13 protein-coding genes and 1 pseudogene are annotated in these 13,879 nt (G+C 69.4%); 3 read left to right on the top strand and 11 right to left on the bottom strand.

Going from position 1 to position 13,879, the window contains the following annotated elements; genetic code table 11:
- The 11 genes from FB047_RS16465 to FB047_RS16415 form a co-directional block, all read right to left on the bottom strand.
- A partial coding sequence (locus FB047_RS16465; RefSeq protein ID WP_420812664.1) for a Gfo/Idh/MocA family protein occupies positions 1-405 on the bottom strand: 405 nt, incomplete at its 3' end.
- Positions 402-818, bottom strand: coding sequence for a C-glycoside deglycosidase beta subunit domain-containing protein (locus FB047_RS16460; RefSeq protein WP_136588288.1), 417 nt, complete (start codon positions 816-818; stop codon positions 402-404). The genes FB047_RS16465 and FB047_RS16460, both read right to left, overlap by 4 nt.
- Positions 819-830: 12 nt before the next feature.
- Positions 831-1,613 carry a nuclear transport factor 2 family protein gene (locus tag FB047_RS16455; protein ID WP_103208568.1) on the bottom strand — a complete coding sequence of 261 codons (783 nt, stop codon included), beginning with the start codon at positions 1,611-1,613 and terminating at the stop codon, positions 831-833.
- Between the two features lie 26 nt (positions 1,614-1,639).
- Positions 1,640-2,674 carry a sugar phosphate isomerase/epimerase family protein gene (locus FB047_RS16450; protein WP_136588287.1) on the bottom strand — a complete coding sequence of 345 codons (1,035 nt, stop codon included), beginning with the start codon at positions 2,672-2,674 and terminating at the stop codon, positions 1,640-1,642.
- A gap of 13 nt (positions 2,675-2,687) precedes the next feature.
- Positions 2,688-3,797, bottom strand: a complete 1,110-nt coding sequence (locus tag FB047_RS16445; protein ID WP_136588286.1) for a sugar phosphate isomerase/epimerase family protein — start codon at positions 3,795-3,797, stop codon at positions 2,688-2,690.
- Positions 3,794-4,213, bottom strand: a complete 420-nt coding sequence (locus tag FB047_RS16440) for a C-glycoside deglycosidase beta subunit domain-containing protein (RefSeq protein ID WP_136588285.1) — start codon at positions 4,211-4,213, stop codon at positions 3,794-3,796. The genes FB047_RS16445 and FB047_RS16440 overlap by 4 nt, the downstream gene beginning before the upstream one ends.
- An 88-nt stretch (positions 4,214-4,301) precedes the next feature.
- Positions 4,302-5,849: a GMC oxidoreductase gene (locus FB047_RS16435; protein WP_136588284.1), complete on the bottom strand. Its 1,548-nt coding sequence runs from the start codon at positions 5,847-5,849 to the stop codon at positions 4,302-4,304.
- Positions 5,846-6,640 carry a TIM barrel protein gene (locus FB047_RS16430; RefSeq protein ID WP_136588283.1) on the bottom strand — a complete coding sequence of 265 codons (795 nt, stop codon included), beginning with the start codon at positions 6,638-6,640 and terminating at the stop codon, positions 5,846-5,848. The genes FB047_RS16435 and FB047_RS16430 overlap by 4 nt, the downstream gene beginning before the upstream one ends.
- 93 nt (positions 6,641-6,733) lie before the next feature.
- On the bottom strand, positions 6,734-7,570 hold the full coding sequence (locus FB047_RS16425; RefSeq protein ID WP_136588282.1) for a carbohydrate ABC transporter permease: 837 nt from the start codon (positions 7,568-7,570) through the stop codon (positions 6,734-6,736).
- A 1-nt stretch (position 7,571) separates the two neighbouring features.
- Entirely contained in the window at positions 7,572-8,546 is a 975-nt protein-coding gene (locus FB047_RS16420) for a carbohydrate ABC transporter permease (RefSeq protein WP_136588281.1), read from the bottom strand.
- Positions 8,547-8,616: 70 nt separating this feature from the next.
- Entirely contained in the window at positions 8,617-9,903 is a 1,287-nt protein-coding gene (locus FB047_RS16415) for an extracellular solute-binding protein (protein ID WP_136588280.1), read from the bottom strand.
- Positions 9,904-10,130: 227 nt separating this feature from the next.
- Between FB047_RS16415 and FB047_RS16410 the strand changes: the two genes are divergently transcribed.
- The 3 genes and pseudogenes from FB047_RS16410 to FB047_RS16400 all read left to right on the top strand — a co-directional run bounded on the left by FB047_RS16410 (position 10,131) and on the right by FB047_RS16400 (position 13,862).
- A complete protein-coding gene (locus tag FB047_RS16410; protein ID WP_136588293.1) occupies positions 10,131-11,069 on the top strand; it encodes a LysR family transcriptional regulator in 939 nt (312 codons plus the stop codon).
- A gap of 167 nt (positions 11,070-11,236) precedes the next feature.
- Positions 11,237-12,406, top strand: a pseudogene (locus FB047_RS16405) (FAD-dependent monooxygenase); the annotation flags it as partial.
- Between the two features lie 19 nt (positions 12,407-12,425).
- Positions 12,426-13,862 (top strand): GH39 family glycosyl hydrolase, encoded by a 1,437-nt coding sequence (locus FB047_RS16400; RefSeq protein WP_136588278.1) that lies wholly within the window; start codon positions 12,426-12,428, stop codon positions 13,860-13,862.
- Positions 13,863-13,879 lie beyond the last annotated feature (17 nt).

The raw sequence follows: 13,879 nt of genomic DNA, 5'->3' as shown, positions 1-13,879 counted from the left end.
CCGGATGCCGCGGGCCCGAGCCCGCTCGGCCGCCTCGGCCATCGCCTCGGCCTCGGCCACCGTGTTGGCCAACGGCTTCTCGCACAGCACGTGCTTTCCCGCCTCGAGGGCCGCGATCGCGATCTCGGCGTGCGAGTCGCCGGGAGTGACGATGTCGACGATGTCGATGTCGTCACGCGCAATGACCTCGCGCCAGTCGGTGGCCGACTCGGCCCACCCCCACTTCTCGGCGGCGGATGCCACGGCATCCGCGTTGCGCCCCACCACCACGGTCATCTCGACCGCACGCGGCAGATCGAACATCCGCGGCGCCTGGCGCCACCCCACCGAGTGCGCGGCCCCCATGAACCCGTAGCCGATCATCGCCACGCGCAGCGCGGGACCCTGAGCCCGTCGAAGGGTCATGACAGCACCAGCTCCCGCTCGACCGGAACCCGGTTCGTGACGTACCGCCCGGGCCCGCCGTCGACTCCCGGCATGATCTGCATGTAGAGCAGGCGCATCGTCAGCACGACCTCGACGGTCACCGCCTCGCCCGCCGCGGGCGGGGTGTCGAGGTGGATCAGCACGTCGGGGCGGTCGGCGACGAACCACAGCGTCTCGGACTGCTCGGGCAGCTCCTCGACGCGGTACTCGCGGCCCTCGAGAGAGAAGCGCAGGTCGTCCCTCGGCACGGCGACGCCGTTCACCGTCGCGGCGACGTCATCGACGGCCGACAGCCAGAGGCTGCGGTACCAGGGCAACTGCACCGAGACGGCGAGGCCGTCGTCGGTGCGACGGACGTCCTTCTCGGCGAAGAGCGAGTTGTGGGTGGCCATGGGGGCTGTCTCTCAGGCGTAGTTGTCGGAGAAGGTCTGGTGCGCGACCGGCGGCGCGGGCTCGAGCTTCTGCGTGGTCTCGGGGCTGTACGGGTGGTTCGTGGAGGGGACCGGCTCGTCGGCCTTCGGCATGAAGACGGGCTTGCCGTCGTCGCCGAAGTACATGAGGTCGAGGTCGAACGCGCCCTGGTTCTTCAGGCCGAACGCGACCCAGTTCTCCTCGAAGGGAGCGCGGGCGAGCTCGTAGCAGCGGAACTTCCAGAACTTCCACTCGCCGTCCTGCTTGAGGAAGTCGATCGCGTACTTGCACCACACCCAGTGCGCCCAGACCTTCTTGCCCAGCACCTCCTCGGGCGAGTACATGTCGGGGAACTCCTCGGCGACCTTCGGGTCGGTCAGACCCGACTCGGTGCCCGCCATCATCCACACGCCCGTGGCGGTCTTGCCGTCCCCGGCGACCTCGATCACCGGGGTGTTCGTGGCGTGCAGGATGAGCTTGCCCTCGGGGTGAGGGCGCCCGCGGTGGTAGTCGGTGACGCTCTGCCAGGTCGTGTACTGACCGGCGTTGGTGTAGCGCGCGCGGATCCCCTCGGTGCCCTCCTTCACCCACAGCGGGATGATCTGCTCGTCTTCGAACGCATTGTGCAGGTACATGTAGCGGTTGAAGAGGTTCTCGACCTGACCGCGGTCCTCGGCGCGCTGCGCGAGGGCGTGGGCGGCCTCGACCTGCTCCCGCAGGCGGGTGACCTCGGCGATGAGGTCGGAGACGGATGCCTCGGTGGTGGTGTTCGACATGGTCATTCCTTCGGTGTGGTGGTGGATCACGCGGGCTGGCGCGCCGCGACGGTGTCTTCGATGGCTGTGCGCATGAGCGCGTGCTGCTTCTTGACGAGGTCGATCGGGTCGCTCTCGCCCAGGTCGCTGAAGGCGTGGCCCTCCCACTCGCTGGAGAGGTAGCCCTCGTACCCGCCGACGACGAACTGCTTCACGGTGCGCGGGATGTCCATGGCCGGTTCTTCGCCGTCGGCGCCGATGTCGTAGAACTTCGCGTGCACGTGGAAGATCTGCGGCATGATGTCGAGCCACTCCTCCGGCGGCACGAGACCGTGCATGTTGAAGGCCAGGCGCGTGAAGGGCCCGAAGCGCAGGGGATCGACGCCCTCGCCCGCGAGGTAGTCCTCGAACTTCTGATTGCGCACGTGCATGGGCGTGGGCTCGTGCCAGATCTCGTCCATGATCGGGAAGTGCTTCTCATCCATCCCCATCTGGCCGAGGGTGCGCAGCAGCGTCGGCGAGAGGGAGTGCATGGTCGACGAGAAATCAGCCGTGAAGCCGAGACGGTCGCTGCCGAGTTCGTCGTAGACCTCCCGGATCTCGAGCACCTTCGCATCGTTCGGTCCCGAGGGCGCGTGGATCTCGTACGCGAGTCGCTGGTCGTACTTCTCGGCGAGGGGCAGCAGGCGACGCAGCAGCTCCTTGCCGGCCGAGCGGATGACGACGGTCGTGAAGCCGAGGGTGTGCGCCGACTTCAGCTGACGGGCGAAGAAGTCGTGCTCCTCGTCGGGGGTCATGTCGCGGTCTTTGCGGCGCCCCATGTCGAGGTTGGTGCCGACGGCGCTCGCCTCGAGGCCGTACCTCTCGAGCGAGTCGAACCAGAGCTTCGTGAACTCCGCGTCGACGTCGGGGTACGAGCGCAGGAGCTGCGCGAAGTTGAACTCGACGCCCGGGCCGATGCCCTGGTCGTGCACCTCGCGGATCAGCGTCTCGGGGGTGTAGAGCCCCGCGGCGAACTCGCTCGTCATCGAGTAGAGGGTGGTACCGAGGCGGATGCCGGTTCCGGCGATGCCGTCGCTCATGAAGCGGGTCCTTTCAGGCGCGCACGGCGTGCGCGAGGTGGGCGTCGAGGGCGCGGCGCGCCTCGGCGGCATCCGTGATCATCCGGGAACCGGCGGCCTCGGCGGCGGCGCGCTGGATGACCTGCTCGCCGCGGACGATCTCGAAGGGGCTCTGCCAGTGGTTCCAGTGCCAGCCCTCGTACTCGCTCGACACGGCGCCGCTGTAGCCGTTGTCCACGAGCAGCGTGATGAGGTCGGCGACCGGCACCGACGGCTCGTCCCCGTTCTCGTCGATGCCGAAGAACTTGCCGTGCACGTGCTTCACCCACGGCATGATCTCGAGCCAGTCGTCGACGCGCGCGGGACCGAACAGACCGGTGCCGTTGATGCCGAAGTCGATGCCGAGGTCGGGGCGACCGTGCTGGTGCGCGAGACCGATGAAGCGACCGAAGCGCTGGCCGTGATCGGCCTGGTCGGCGGGCGGACCCTGTTCGTAGAAGTCGTCCCAAAGCTGGACGACCGCGGCGAGCAGCTCCTCCGACGCACCGCGACGGCGGTACGCCTCGACGAGCGAGGGCGCGAAGCCGGTGACGGTGGCTCCCCAGTCCATCGTGAAGCCGAGGAAGGGCGAGCCGACCTTCTCGTACCGGTCGCGCAGGGCCAGGATGCGGGGGTGCGAGGCGTACTGGTCGGCGTGCACCTCGAGGGCGAGGGTGACGCCGTACTCCTCGGCGATGGGGGCGAGCGCCTCCATCGAGTCGGGCGTGAGGGAGATCTGCACGCGGGCGATCGGAAAGCCGAGCTTCGCCGCCGCCGCGATCTGCGTGCGCATGTAGGCGAGGAGTTCGTCCTGGTTCATGAGCCTGTCGGGGCGCAGACCGATGTCGGCGTTGACGGCGAGCGAGGTGCGCACCAGACCGACCTCGTCGACGAGGTCGGAGAAGCGACCCGCGAAGTGGTCGTCGATCTCGGGGAAGCCGCGGAAGCTCGAGAACCCGATGATCTCCAGGCCCGGGCCGAAGCCCTCGGCAGCCGTCTTGCGGATCAGCTGGTCGAGGTCGTACTCGCGCCCGTGGAACGCGCGGGTGAAGCTGTAGAGCGTGACGCCCTGGATGGGCGTTCCCTTCGCGGCGGGCTCGGTCATGCGCGGGCCTCCTCGACCTGGCGTGCGGTCATCGTCTTGGTGTCGTGCTCCTCGATGTGCAGCACGGTGTCGGCGGAGTTCTCGTCGGACATGATGATGTACGGGATGTAGAGCTCGAGGTCGACGCGCACCTCGTGCTCCCCGGCATCGATCGCCAGGTCTCCCGAGAGCACGGCCGAGTCGGTGGGGAACCACCACTGCGCGGTGTTGGTCTTCATCTCGGCGAAGGTGAACTCCTTGCCGTTCATCTGCCACCGCAGCGAGGCGGCCGGCGCCTCGACCCCGTCGACGGCCAGCTTCGCGCCCGAGATGCAGGATGCCGGCAGCGCCCGGTACCAGGGCAGGCGCACCTCCACCGACGCCCGACCACCCGCGGCGGTGAGCGTGCCCTGCTCGATGATGCGATCCGGGATCACGATGACCTCCTCGTCGACGCGGCTGGAGCCGCAGACCTCTTTGTCTTGATTCCTACACTCTAATGTCTGATTCCTGCATAAGCAAGGATCAGGCGGATGCCGAGACGGCCACGGCCCGCTCCTGCGACAGCACCGACGCGATCTTGCGCGCCCCGCGCACCGCCAGGGCGACCGAGGTCACCGTGGGGTTGCAGGCCGTCGCGGTCGGGATGACGCCGTTGCCGGCGACGAACAGATCCGGAACGCCCCACACCTCGCTGTCGACGTCGCACACGCTCGTGCCGTCGTCCGTCGTGCCCATCCGCGTCGAGCCCTGATAGTGCAGAGACGAACCGAGCGGCAGGGTGAACGGTCGATCACCGACCGGGTCGCCGATCGCCTCCGCCAGGCGCACGATCTCCCGCCGCGCGCGCTCCACGACCTCGTGGTCGTGCTCCGTGAGGCGGTAGTGGATGCGAGGGGCCGGCATCCCGTATCCGTCGACGTGCTCGTCGTCGAAGACCACGCGGTCGTCGGCGCGCAGGTCTTTGGCGCAGAACAGGCCGAGCCCGACGATCGAGCCCGGCACGACGGGGTCGTCCTCGGCCAGGGCGATGGGCGACGCGTCGAGCTGCATGATCTGCCCGTGGAAGGGCATGTCGTCGGTGAAGGGCACCCAGCTCACTCCGCTGTACTCCGCGAGACCCGTCGTCGGGGCGTCCTCGGCGAGCGGCGGCATGTCGCGCAGGCGTGAGGCGAAGACGACCTGCGCCTGATCGTTCAGGTACCGCCCGAGGGCCTCGGGCCGCACCCCCGACGCCCACAGCAGCTGCGGCGTGCGCAGCGCGTCGGCCGCGACGACGACGAAGCGGGCCGCGACGCGGTGCTCCTCGCCGGAGCGCAGATCACGGACCACGACGCCGGCCGCGCGACCACCCTCGACGACCACGCGCACGACGAGCGACTCGTCGAACAGCGCGAAGCCGGGGTTCTCGCGCGTGACGTCGCCGAGGACGATGTCCGAGCCCGACCATACGAGCCGCCCGTCGTCGCGGCGGTGCACGGCGAGCGGCATCCGCTGCACCTTCGTGGCGTCGACGCGACCCGCGTCCACGGCGGCCGACAGGCGCTCGCGCACGATCTCGCCGAAGGGCGCCGAGTCGAACGCGTCCCGCGTCACCCCCAGCAGGCGGTCGCCCTCGTCGAGGAGCTCGTCGAGGTCGTCGAGGAAGCCGATGCGCTCGCTGTCGTTAGGTCGCGGGCACGCACCCGTCCAGTGCGCCGCCATGCCGCCGACATTGCTCGACATCGCCGCGACGGGCATGCCGTCCTCGCCCTCGAAGGCGTAGCCCTCGTCGAGGAGGAAGGTGCCGGGGCGCGCCCCCCGCACCCCGGCACGGGCGGCCCCGGGGCTGGCGACCTTCTCGCCGCGCTCCCCCGGGCCCTCCGACGCCACCTGCGCGCGAGCGCGTGCGGCGGTGTCGGAGATGTTCTTCACGTGCGCGCCGGGCGGGTTCGACACCGTCGGCCCCACCTCGAACATCGCGATGCTCGCCCCGGGCACCCGCTCCGAGAGGATCCGCGCGTACGCCGAACCCGTGGGCCCGCTGCCGACGATGACGACGTCGACCGAGGCCGGATACTCCCGGGCGCTCATGCCGCGCGCGCGATCTCGACGACGTGGGCGACCGAGGCCTCCGACGCGGTGGTGGGGTAGTACTCCAGGCCCACGGGCCCGTCGTAGCCGCTGTCGCGGAGCAGACGGAAGCGCTCGGCCCAGTCGAGCGAGCCCGTTCCGGGCTCCCCCCGACCGGGAGCGTCGGCGAGCTGCACGTAGTGGATCAGGTCGCCCGCGTTCGCGAGCTCGGTCTCCATGTCCTCGCCCTCGACCGCCGAGTGGTAGATGTCGTACAGCACCCCGAAGTGCGGCGAGTCGACGCCGCGGGCGACGTAGACCCCCTCCGCGGTGCGGTCCAGCAGCGAACCGGGGTGGTCGACGCGCACGTTGACCGGCTCGAGCACGAGACCGACGCCCGATCCCTCGATCTGGGCGATCGCCGTGCGGTAGATCTCGATCAGCTTGTCGAGCTGCACCTGGCGCTTCCACCCGCCGAAGCCCGTGCCGCTTCCCACCACGATGCGGGGGCAGCCGAGGTCCTGCGCGATCGCGACGCCCTCGTCGAGCTTGCGGAAGAACTCGGAGTGATCCCACGGCGGGATCATGAACTGCGTGCGGGGCTCGCTGAGCTGCGCGGTGAGCTGCACGCCGGTCTCCTCGAGCGCGGCCTTCAGCGCCGGCAGGTCCTTGGGCGTCGCCGGGGCGTCCACCCCGGTGGGACCCCACATCTCGACGGCGTCGAACCCGGCCGCCGCCGCCGCGCGCACGCGGTCGTGGTAGTCGCCGGCCTCGGTGAAGAGGAGTTCGATGTTGGGGGCGAGTCGGTACATGGGGTGTGTCCTTTCGGCTGCGGGGCGCGACGATCGACGGATGCCACGCTCCGCGGCATCCATCTGGGCAGGCTCAGCCCGTGAGAAGTGGGGTCAGCCCTTCAAACCGCCGGCGAAGCCCTGGATGAAGCGCTTCTGGGCGAAGAGGTAGAAGGCGAGGATCGGGATCATCGAGACGATGACGATCGCGAAGATCTGGTTCCAGGCCGAGACCAGAGAGCCGATGTAGTAGTACATGGCGACCGGGAGGGTTTGGTTCGCAGAGCCGCCGAGGAAGATCAGCGACGTGAAGAAGTCGTTCCACACGATGAGGCCGGCGAGGATCGCCACGGTCCCGGTCGCGGGCGACATCAGCGGGAGCACGATGCGGAAGAAGATCTGCGTGCGGCTGGCGCCGTCGATGGTCGCCGCCTCCTCGTACTCGGTGCCGAGCCCGCGGAAGAACCCCGCGTAGAGGAAGATCGCGAGCGGCAGGAGCATCCCGGTGTAGAGGATGATCATGCCCCAGGCCGAGCCGGTGAGTCCGAGCGCGCGCGCCCCGATGTACAGCGGCACGGTGCCGAGCTGCGTGGGGAGCACGATCGCCACGAGGAACAGGTAGTAGACGACGCGGCTCCACCGGCGCGTGCTGCGGGCGATCACGTAGCCGGTGAGCGAGCCCAGGAGCACCAGCAGCACGATGCTGCCGGCCGTGATGATGATGCTGTTGACGAGCCCCATCACGACGTTCGAGTTGCCGGTGGCGGTGAGCACCTTGAGGAAGTTGCCGAAGTCGGGCGCCGTCGGCGGTGCCAGCGTCGACGAGGTGATGACCTCGCGGTCCGACTTCAGCGAGGTCGTGACCAGGAAGTAGAACGGCAGCAGGAAGACGAGCGCGGCGATCCAGAACAGGAACTCGCGCAGTCCCGTGAGCTTGGTGTAGCGGAACATGTCAGTTCTCCTCCGAACGGTCGGCGGTGACGCGCTGCTGGATGACGGCGAAGACGAGGATGATGAGGGTCAGCAGCAGCGCGAGGGCGGCGCCGTAGCCGAAGTTGCCGAGCGCGAAGGACTGCTTGTAGACCTGCGTCGCGAGCGTCTCGGTCGCCGCGGCGGGGCCGCCGCCGGTGAGCGCCATGATCTGGTCGAAGACGCGCAGTCCGTTCACCAGCCCGAGGGTGGTCGCGATCGCGACGGCCGGGCGGATGGAGGGGAGGGTGACGTGCCAGAAGCGCTGCCACAGGTTGGCGCCGTCGATGGCCGCGGCCTCCTCGATCTCGACCGGGACGGCGGCGAGGCCGGCCATGTAGATCACCATCGAGAAGCCGATGTTCTGCCAGACCAGCACGACGAGGATGGTCCAGATCGCCCACGTGGGGTCGGCGATCCAGGCACGGGCCATCGAGTCCAGGCCGATCCCGCGCAGCACGAGGTTGAGCGGTCCGTTGAAGTCGAAGATGAACTTCCAGATGTACGACGTCGCCAGCGGGCTCAGCACGACCGGCATGAAGAAGAGCGTGCGCAGGATGTAGCGGCTCTTCAGCCCCCGGTTGAGCCCGAGGGCGATGCCCAGGCCCAGGATGTTGCTGAGGATCACCGATCCGAAGGCGAGGAACAGCGTGTTCCACAGGGCCCCGATCTTCGTCGGGTCCTGGAAGATGCGGGTGAAGTTGTCGAGCCCGATCAGCTCGAAGGCCCCGATGCCGGTCCAGTTCGTGAAGGCGAAGAAGCCGCCGACGCTCGTGGCGACGTAGTGGATGCCGATGACGAAGAGGATGCCGGGCAGCGCCCACCACCAGTAGCCGAACTTGAGCAGGCCCTTGCGCCGCGGGGCGGGAGCCTGTCGGCGGCGTCCGCCGCGGCGCGGCAGGACCACGCGCTCGGTCTCGGTGGCGGCGACCTCGCCGGCTCGGAAGGTGGTGCTCATGGCGTCCTCGTCATCCTCGATGGGGTGCGGCTCCGCCGCCCGGGTCCAGGGGCCCGGGCGGCGGATTCACTCAGTTGCCCCAGGCCGCATCCATGTTCTGGAGCACCTGGTCGATGCTGCTCTGGCCGGTCAGCAGACCCTGGACGCCCGTCGAGAGCGCGTCGTACACGGCCGGGTTGGGCCAGACGTTCGAGGGCAGCGTGGTGTACGAGCCGTTCGAGATGTCGTCGACGACCTCGGAGTAGATCGTGTTGCTCAGGTCGAGGTTCTTGTACTCCGAGATGGGCAGCAGGCCCGAGGCCTCGTAGAACTTCTCCTGCGCGTCGGGGGTGGCGAGCCAGTCCAGGAACTTCTTCGCGGCATCCTTCTTCTGGGACTTCGCGTTGATCGACGCGGCGTAGTTCGAGCTGGCGAGCACGAAGGGCTTGCCGCCGGCCGCGGGCGGGAAGGGCTGCACCTTGAAGTCGGCCTCCGCGGGAGCCGCCGCGGCGATCTCGACCGCCGAGCCCGAGGGGATGAAGCTGCCGACCGAGGTGCCCTGCGCGAGTCCGTTGGTGATGGCGTCGAAGCCGCCGCCCTCGGCGCCGGCCTGGAAGCAGCCCTTGTCCTTGAGGTCGATGATGGTCTGCAGCGTGTCGGCCCAGCCCTTGCTCTGCGCGAAGGTGGTCTTGCCCTCGGCCCGCTCGGTGTTGAAGTTCGGGTCCGATGCGTAGACGCGGGTCGCCGCGATGCCCTGCGCGGTGAGACCGGCGTTCGGGGCGGCGGCGCCGGCGAGCGCGAGCATCGACTTGCCGTCGCCCGCGAGCTTGCCGCATTCGGCGTAGAAGTCGTCCATGGTGGTGGGCCAGCTCGTGATCCCGTTCATGCCCGCGGTGCCCATGCTGGCGACGACCGCGCCGATGGTGAAGTCCAGCGGCTGCCCGTAGGTCTTGCCGTCGATCTCGAAGAGCGTGTCGCTGCCGGTCGGCACGAGCGACGTCGCCGTGTCGCCCAGCGGCTCGAAGAACCCGGCCTGGGCGAGGGGGATGAGACCGCGTGCGTCACCCGCGCCGGGCGCGGTGATGATCACGTCGGAGGCGTTCCCGGCCTGCAGCTGCGTGCGGATGGTCTCCCCGTACTTGTCGTTGGGGGTCGGGTTCGAGGTGATGGTGACGCCGGGGTTCGCCGCCATGTACTCCTTGGCGAGCGTCTCGTAGGGGCTCTCGAGGTTGTTGGAGGTGGCGAACGTGAAGGTGAACGAATCGGCGTCGCCCCCGGAGTCCCCCGACCCCGAGCCGGAGCAGCCGGAGAGGACGAGAGCGGCGGTGACGGGAAGAGCGAGAAGACCTGCGATGCGCGTGACGCGTTGCGGAGCCATGGGCCAGCCTTTCTGACGACGTTGTCGGCGGCCCCTTCGGTGGAGCGCCTGTGCTGTGTGACTCAGTATCCGTGCGATCAGTAGAAAAAGCACATAAGTCTTCGCGATGTAGCGCATAAGGCGTTGCGGAGGGGGCTGCATCGCCCCGGGAGATACGCCCTAGCCCCGACATAGACCGCATTGATACGATGACTGCACAGCTTTCCCGAGCGAAGGATCACGCCGTGGTGACCGATCATTCGGCGCTCTCGCGCCTCGACCTCAACCTCCTGGTGGCGCTCGACGCGCTGCTCACCGAGCGCAGCGTCACGCGCGCCGCCGAGAGTCTGCACCTCAGCCAGCCCGCCCTCAGCGCCTCCCTCGCGCGCCTGCGCACGCACTTCAACGACCAGATCCTCGCGCGTCGCGGCAACACCTACGAACTCACGCCGTTCGCCGTCCGCCTGACCGATCACACGAGCACCGCCCTCGAAGCGGCCCGGCGCGTGTTCGACAGCCAGGCGTCGTGGTCGCCCGCCGAGTCGACGCGGGAATTCTCGATCTACGGCTCCGACTACGGTTTCGTCACCGTCGGCACGGTCGTCTCGCAGCTGGCGGCCGAGCAGGCGCCCGGCGTGCGGTTCCGCTACATGCTGCACAACCCCGGAATCGTGGAGGACGCCGCGAACCGCCTGCGCTCGGCCGACGCCATGGTCATCCCGCACGGCCCCGTGTCGGAGCTGCCCTACCTCGACCTCTGGCAGGACGACTGGCTGGCGGTCGTGGCCGACGACAACGACGAGGTGGGCGAGTCGCTCACGATGCAGAACCTCGCCGACCTGCCGTGGGTGCTCACCTTCCAGTCGCGTTCGGCCTTCACCTCGGCCGCTCGCCAGATCCAGCAGCTCGGCGTCGAACCGCGCATCGAGGTGGTGCTGGAGAGCTTCCTCTCGGTGGGGCACTTCGTCAGCGGAACGCGGCGCGTGGGACTCGTGCAGTCCGCCCTCGCCCCCCACCTGCTGCGCATCGGCGGCATCCGCGTGGTGCCCCTGCCGTTCGCGGCGACGCCGATCGTCAGCGCCCTGTGGTGGCACCCCTCGCACAACCGCGATCCCGAGCACGAGTGGATGCGCGGCCTCTTCGCCGAGGCCGGCCGCGTGATCGCCGCGGGCCACGCCCCGCACTGAGACGGGCGGATGCCGCCCGCATCACCGATCGTGATGGACGGCATCCACGGCGGTCGGGGTGCGGTCGTTGTGCGCGCGCCCGGCCCATCCCTAGCCTGAAATCAGAATCAACGTTCTGATTCGGTCGGCGCGCACCCCCGCGGGCCCGGCCGTCCGCTCGAGGAGGAGCACCCATGTCGACCCCGTTGAGAATCCTGATCGTCGGCGCCGGCATCGGCGGCCTCACCGCGGCATCCGCCCTCGCCCGGATCGGTGCGCACGTCGACGTCATCGACGACAAGCCCGAGATCAGCGTCGCCGGCGTCGGATTCGGCCTCCGCATCAACGGCCTGCGCGCCGTGCGCGAGATCGGACTGCTCGACGACGTCCTCGAGATCGGCCATCCCGCCCCGGGCATCGACAACTACGACGCCGACGGCACCCTGCTGAGCACCATGAGCTACGGCACCCGCGACGAGGGCCTGCCGGGGTGCGTGACGATGTCGCGCATGGCGTTCCTCGAGATGGCCGCGCGCCACGCCCTCGCCAACGGCGCCACGTTCCACATGAGCACGACCGTCGCCGGCATCGCCCAGGATGCCGACAGGGCGACCGTGACCTTCAACACCGGCGACAGCGCCGACTACGACCTCGTGCTCGGCTTCGACGGGCTGAACTCCCAGATCCGCCGCGAGTACTTCGGGGAGAAGTACGCTCCGCGCCCGGTGGGCGGAGTCGCCTGGCGCGCGGGGCTGCCCAACCGCCGCAAGATCATGCAGCCGATCATCTGCCAGGGCTACGGCGGCAAGATCATGCTCACGCCCCTGTCGGAAGACACCATGTACATGGTGCTCACCGTGGCCGAAGAGGGGCGCCCGCGCTACGACGCGAGCAAGATGGCCGAGATCATGCACGATCGCGCCGCGTCCCTCACGCGCGGGTCGGCCTTCCTCGCCGACGCCCTCGACGACGTCCGTCACGCCGAGAACGTCGCCTACACCCCCTACTCGACGGTGTGGGTGCCGTACCCGTGGTTCCGCGGACGCATCATGATCCTCGGCGACGCCGCCCACACGATGACGCCCTATCTCGGATCGGGAGCGGCGATGAGCATCGAAGACGGCGTCGTTCTCGCGCAGGAGCTCGCGAAGGACCAGTCGCTTCTCGACGCCCAGCTCGAGTTCATGAAGCGCCGCCTGCCCCGGGTGCGCGCGGTGCACGAGCGTTCGATCGAGTCGATGCTCGAGGAGTTCGACTCGGTCACCGACGAGACCTACCGCGCGCGCATCGACCACCTCCGTCACGACGAGCCGATCGCGAACGAGTACGCGAACCGCCTCCTGCGGATGCCCTACTGAGACCCCCGAGGAGACACCCGTGTCGCACACCCCCACCCGCACCCTCGTCGTGGACGCCGCCCGCGAGAGCGCCTTCCGCGCGCTGAACGGCGTCGGCGGCGTCCCCGGCCCCGTCGCGGCCTATCCCGACTTCCCCGACATGACTCCGCTGTGGCGCGCGGCGGGGGTGACCCTCGTGCGCTCCTTCGACTGGGTCTCGCGCCTCGACACGCGGGACAACCCCACGAGCCTGTTCCCCGATTGGAGCGCCGACCCCGACGACCCGGCCAGCTACAACTTCGCCGCGACCGACGCGTGGGTCGACGCGGTCCACGCCATCGGCGCGGAGGTGCTGTTCACCGTGGCCAGCTCGATCCCGAAGAACAAGCTGCCCGCCGACGACGTCGAGGTGTACGGCCGGGTGGTCGAGCACATCGTCCGGCACTACTCCCAGGGGTGGGCGGGCGGGCCGGCGACGCCCGTGCGTCGTTTCGAGTTCGGCGATCAGCCCGACTTCGGGCCGCTGCACTTCGCCGGGCGACCGGAGGAGTTCTACGCGATGTACCGCGCCTTCTGCGAGGCGGTGCAGCGCGTCGACGCGACCCTCACCGTCGGGGGACCCTCGGTGGCTTTCTCGCTCGAGGCCGACTCGCCCTACCGCGAGGGCTTCCTGCGGTTCGTGCGCGAGAACGACCTGCCGCTGCACTTCTTCTCGTTCCTGTGGTTCACCGACGGCAGCCGTGATCCCATGGACTACCGCTACGTCGCGCGCGAGCTGCGCGCGGTGCTCGATGGTCACGGGTTCACCGACACCGAGCTGACGCTCAGCTACTGGAACTACCTCGCGGTGCCCAGCAGCACCGCACCGGCGCCCGAGAAGGGCGCGTTCATGGCGGCCACGGCGATCGCCCTGCAGGACACGGTCATCGACCACGCGTTCTTCTTCCGCGCCGACACCGGCCGCGATCCGCACTACGGGTTCGTCGACCCGGGCGGGGTCGGCGACGTCGACGGGCGGCCCGACGAGCGCTCGCGCGCCCTCGTCCTCGCGGGTCGGGCGCTGACCGGGCGGCGGCTGGAGGCCACCGGGGGCGACGAGTCGGGGCTGGCGGTCGCCGCCGGGCGCGACGGCGACACCGTCCGCGTCCTCGTGACGAACTACGTCGCCCCCGACAGCGCCCTCGCCCCGCGCGCGGAGGACCGTTTCACGTTCCGCATCCCCATCGGCGAGCAGCGCATCGAACTGGGGCTCACCCTCCCGCCGCAGCGCCCCGACCTGGCATCCGCGGGGGTGGAACGGGTGCGCCTCGACCTGCGCAACCTTCCCTGGGCGGATGCCACCGTGCACGCCACCGTCACGTCGCTGTCGGGCGCGGTCGAGGGACCCTCCCCCGTCGCGGTGTCCGCGGAGGGGAGCCTGCAGATGGACCTCGCCCTGGAGCCGCAGTCGGTGTTCCTCGTGGAGCTGACGGCCTGAGCGCGGAGCCGGGGAGA

It is taken from the genome of Microbacterium hydrothermale, from assembly GCF_004854025.1.
Lineage (GTDB): Bacteria > Actinomycetota > Actinomycetes > Actinomycetales > Microbacteriaceae > Microbacterium > Microbacterium hydrothermale.
Note: the sequence above shows the minus strand (reverse complement) of the source record. Positions and strands in the feature narration are given on the sequence as shown.

Bases quoted from the DNA above. Each gene is read 5' to 3' on its own strand.
- FB047_RS16460 (WP_136588288.1), bottom strand. From the start codon at position 818: ATGGCCACCCACAACTCGCTCTTCGCCGAGAAGGACGTCCGTCGCACC.
- FB047_RS16445 (WP_136588286.1), bottom strand. From the start codon at position 3,797: ATGACCGAGCCCGCCGCGAAGGGAACGCCCATCCAGGGCGTCACGCTC.
- FB047_RS16415 (WP_136588280.1), bottom strand. From the start codon at position 9,903: ATGGCTCCGCAACGCGTCACGCGCATCGCAGGTCTTCTCGCTCTTCCC.
- FB047_RS16425 (WP_136588282.1), bottom strand. From the start codon at position 7,570: ATGTTCCGCTACACCAAGCTCACGGGACTGCGCGAGTTCCTGTTCTGG.
- FB047_RS16435 (WP_136588284.1), bottom strand. From the start codon at position 5,849: ATGAGCGCCCGGGAGTATCCGGCCTCGGTCGACGTCGTCATCGTCGGC.
- FB047_RS16430 (WP_136588283.1), bottom strand. From the start codon at position 6,640: ATGTACCGACTCGCCCCCAACATCGAACTCCTCTTCACCGAGGCCGGC.
- FB047_RS16455 (WP_103208568.1), bottom strand. From the start codon at position 1,613: ATGTCGAACACCACCACCGAGGCATCCGTCTCCGACCTCATCGCCGAG.
- FB047_RS16420 (WP_136588281.1), bottom strand. From the start codon at position 8,546: ATGAGCACCACCTTCCGAGCCGGCGAGGTCGCCGCCACCGAGACCGAG.
- FB047_RS16450 (WP_136588287.1), bottom strand. From the start codon at position 2,674: ATGAGCGACGGCATCGCCGGAACCGGCATCCGCCTCGGTACCACCCTC.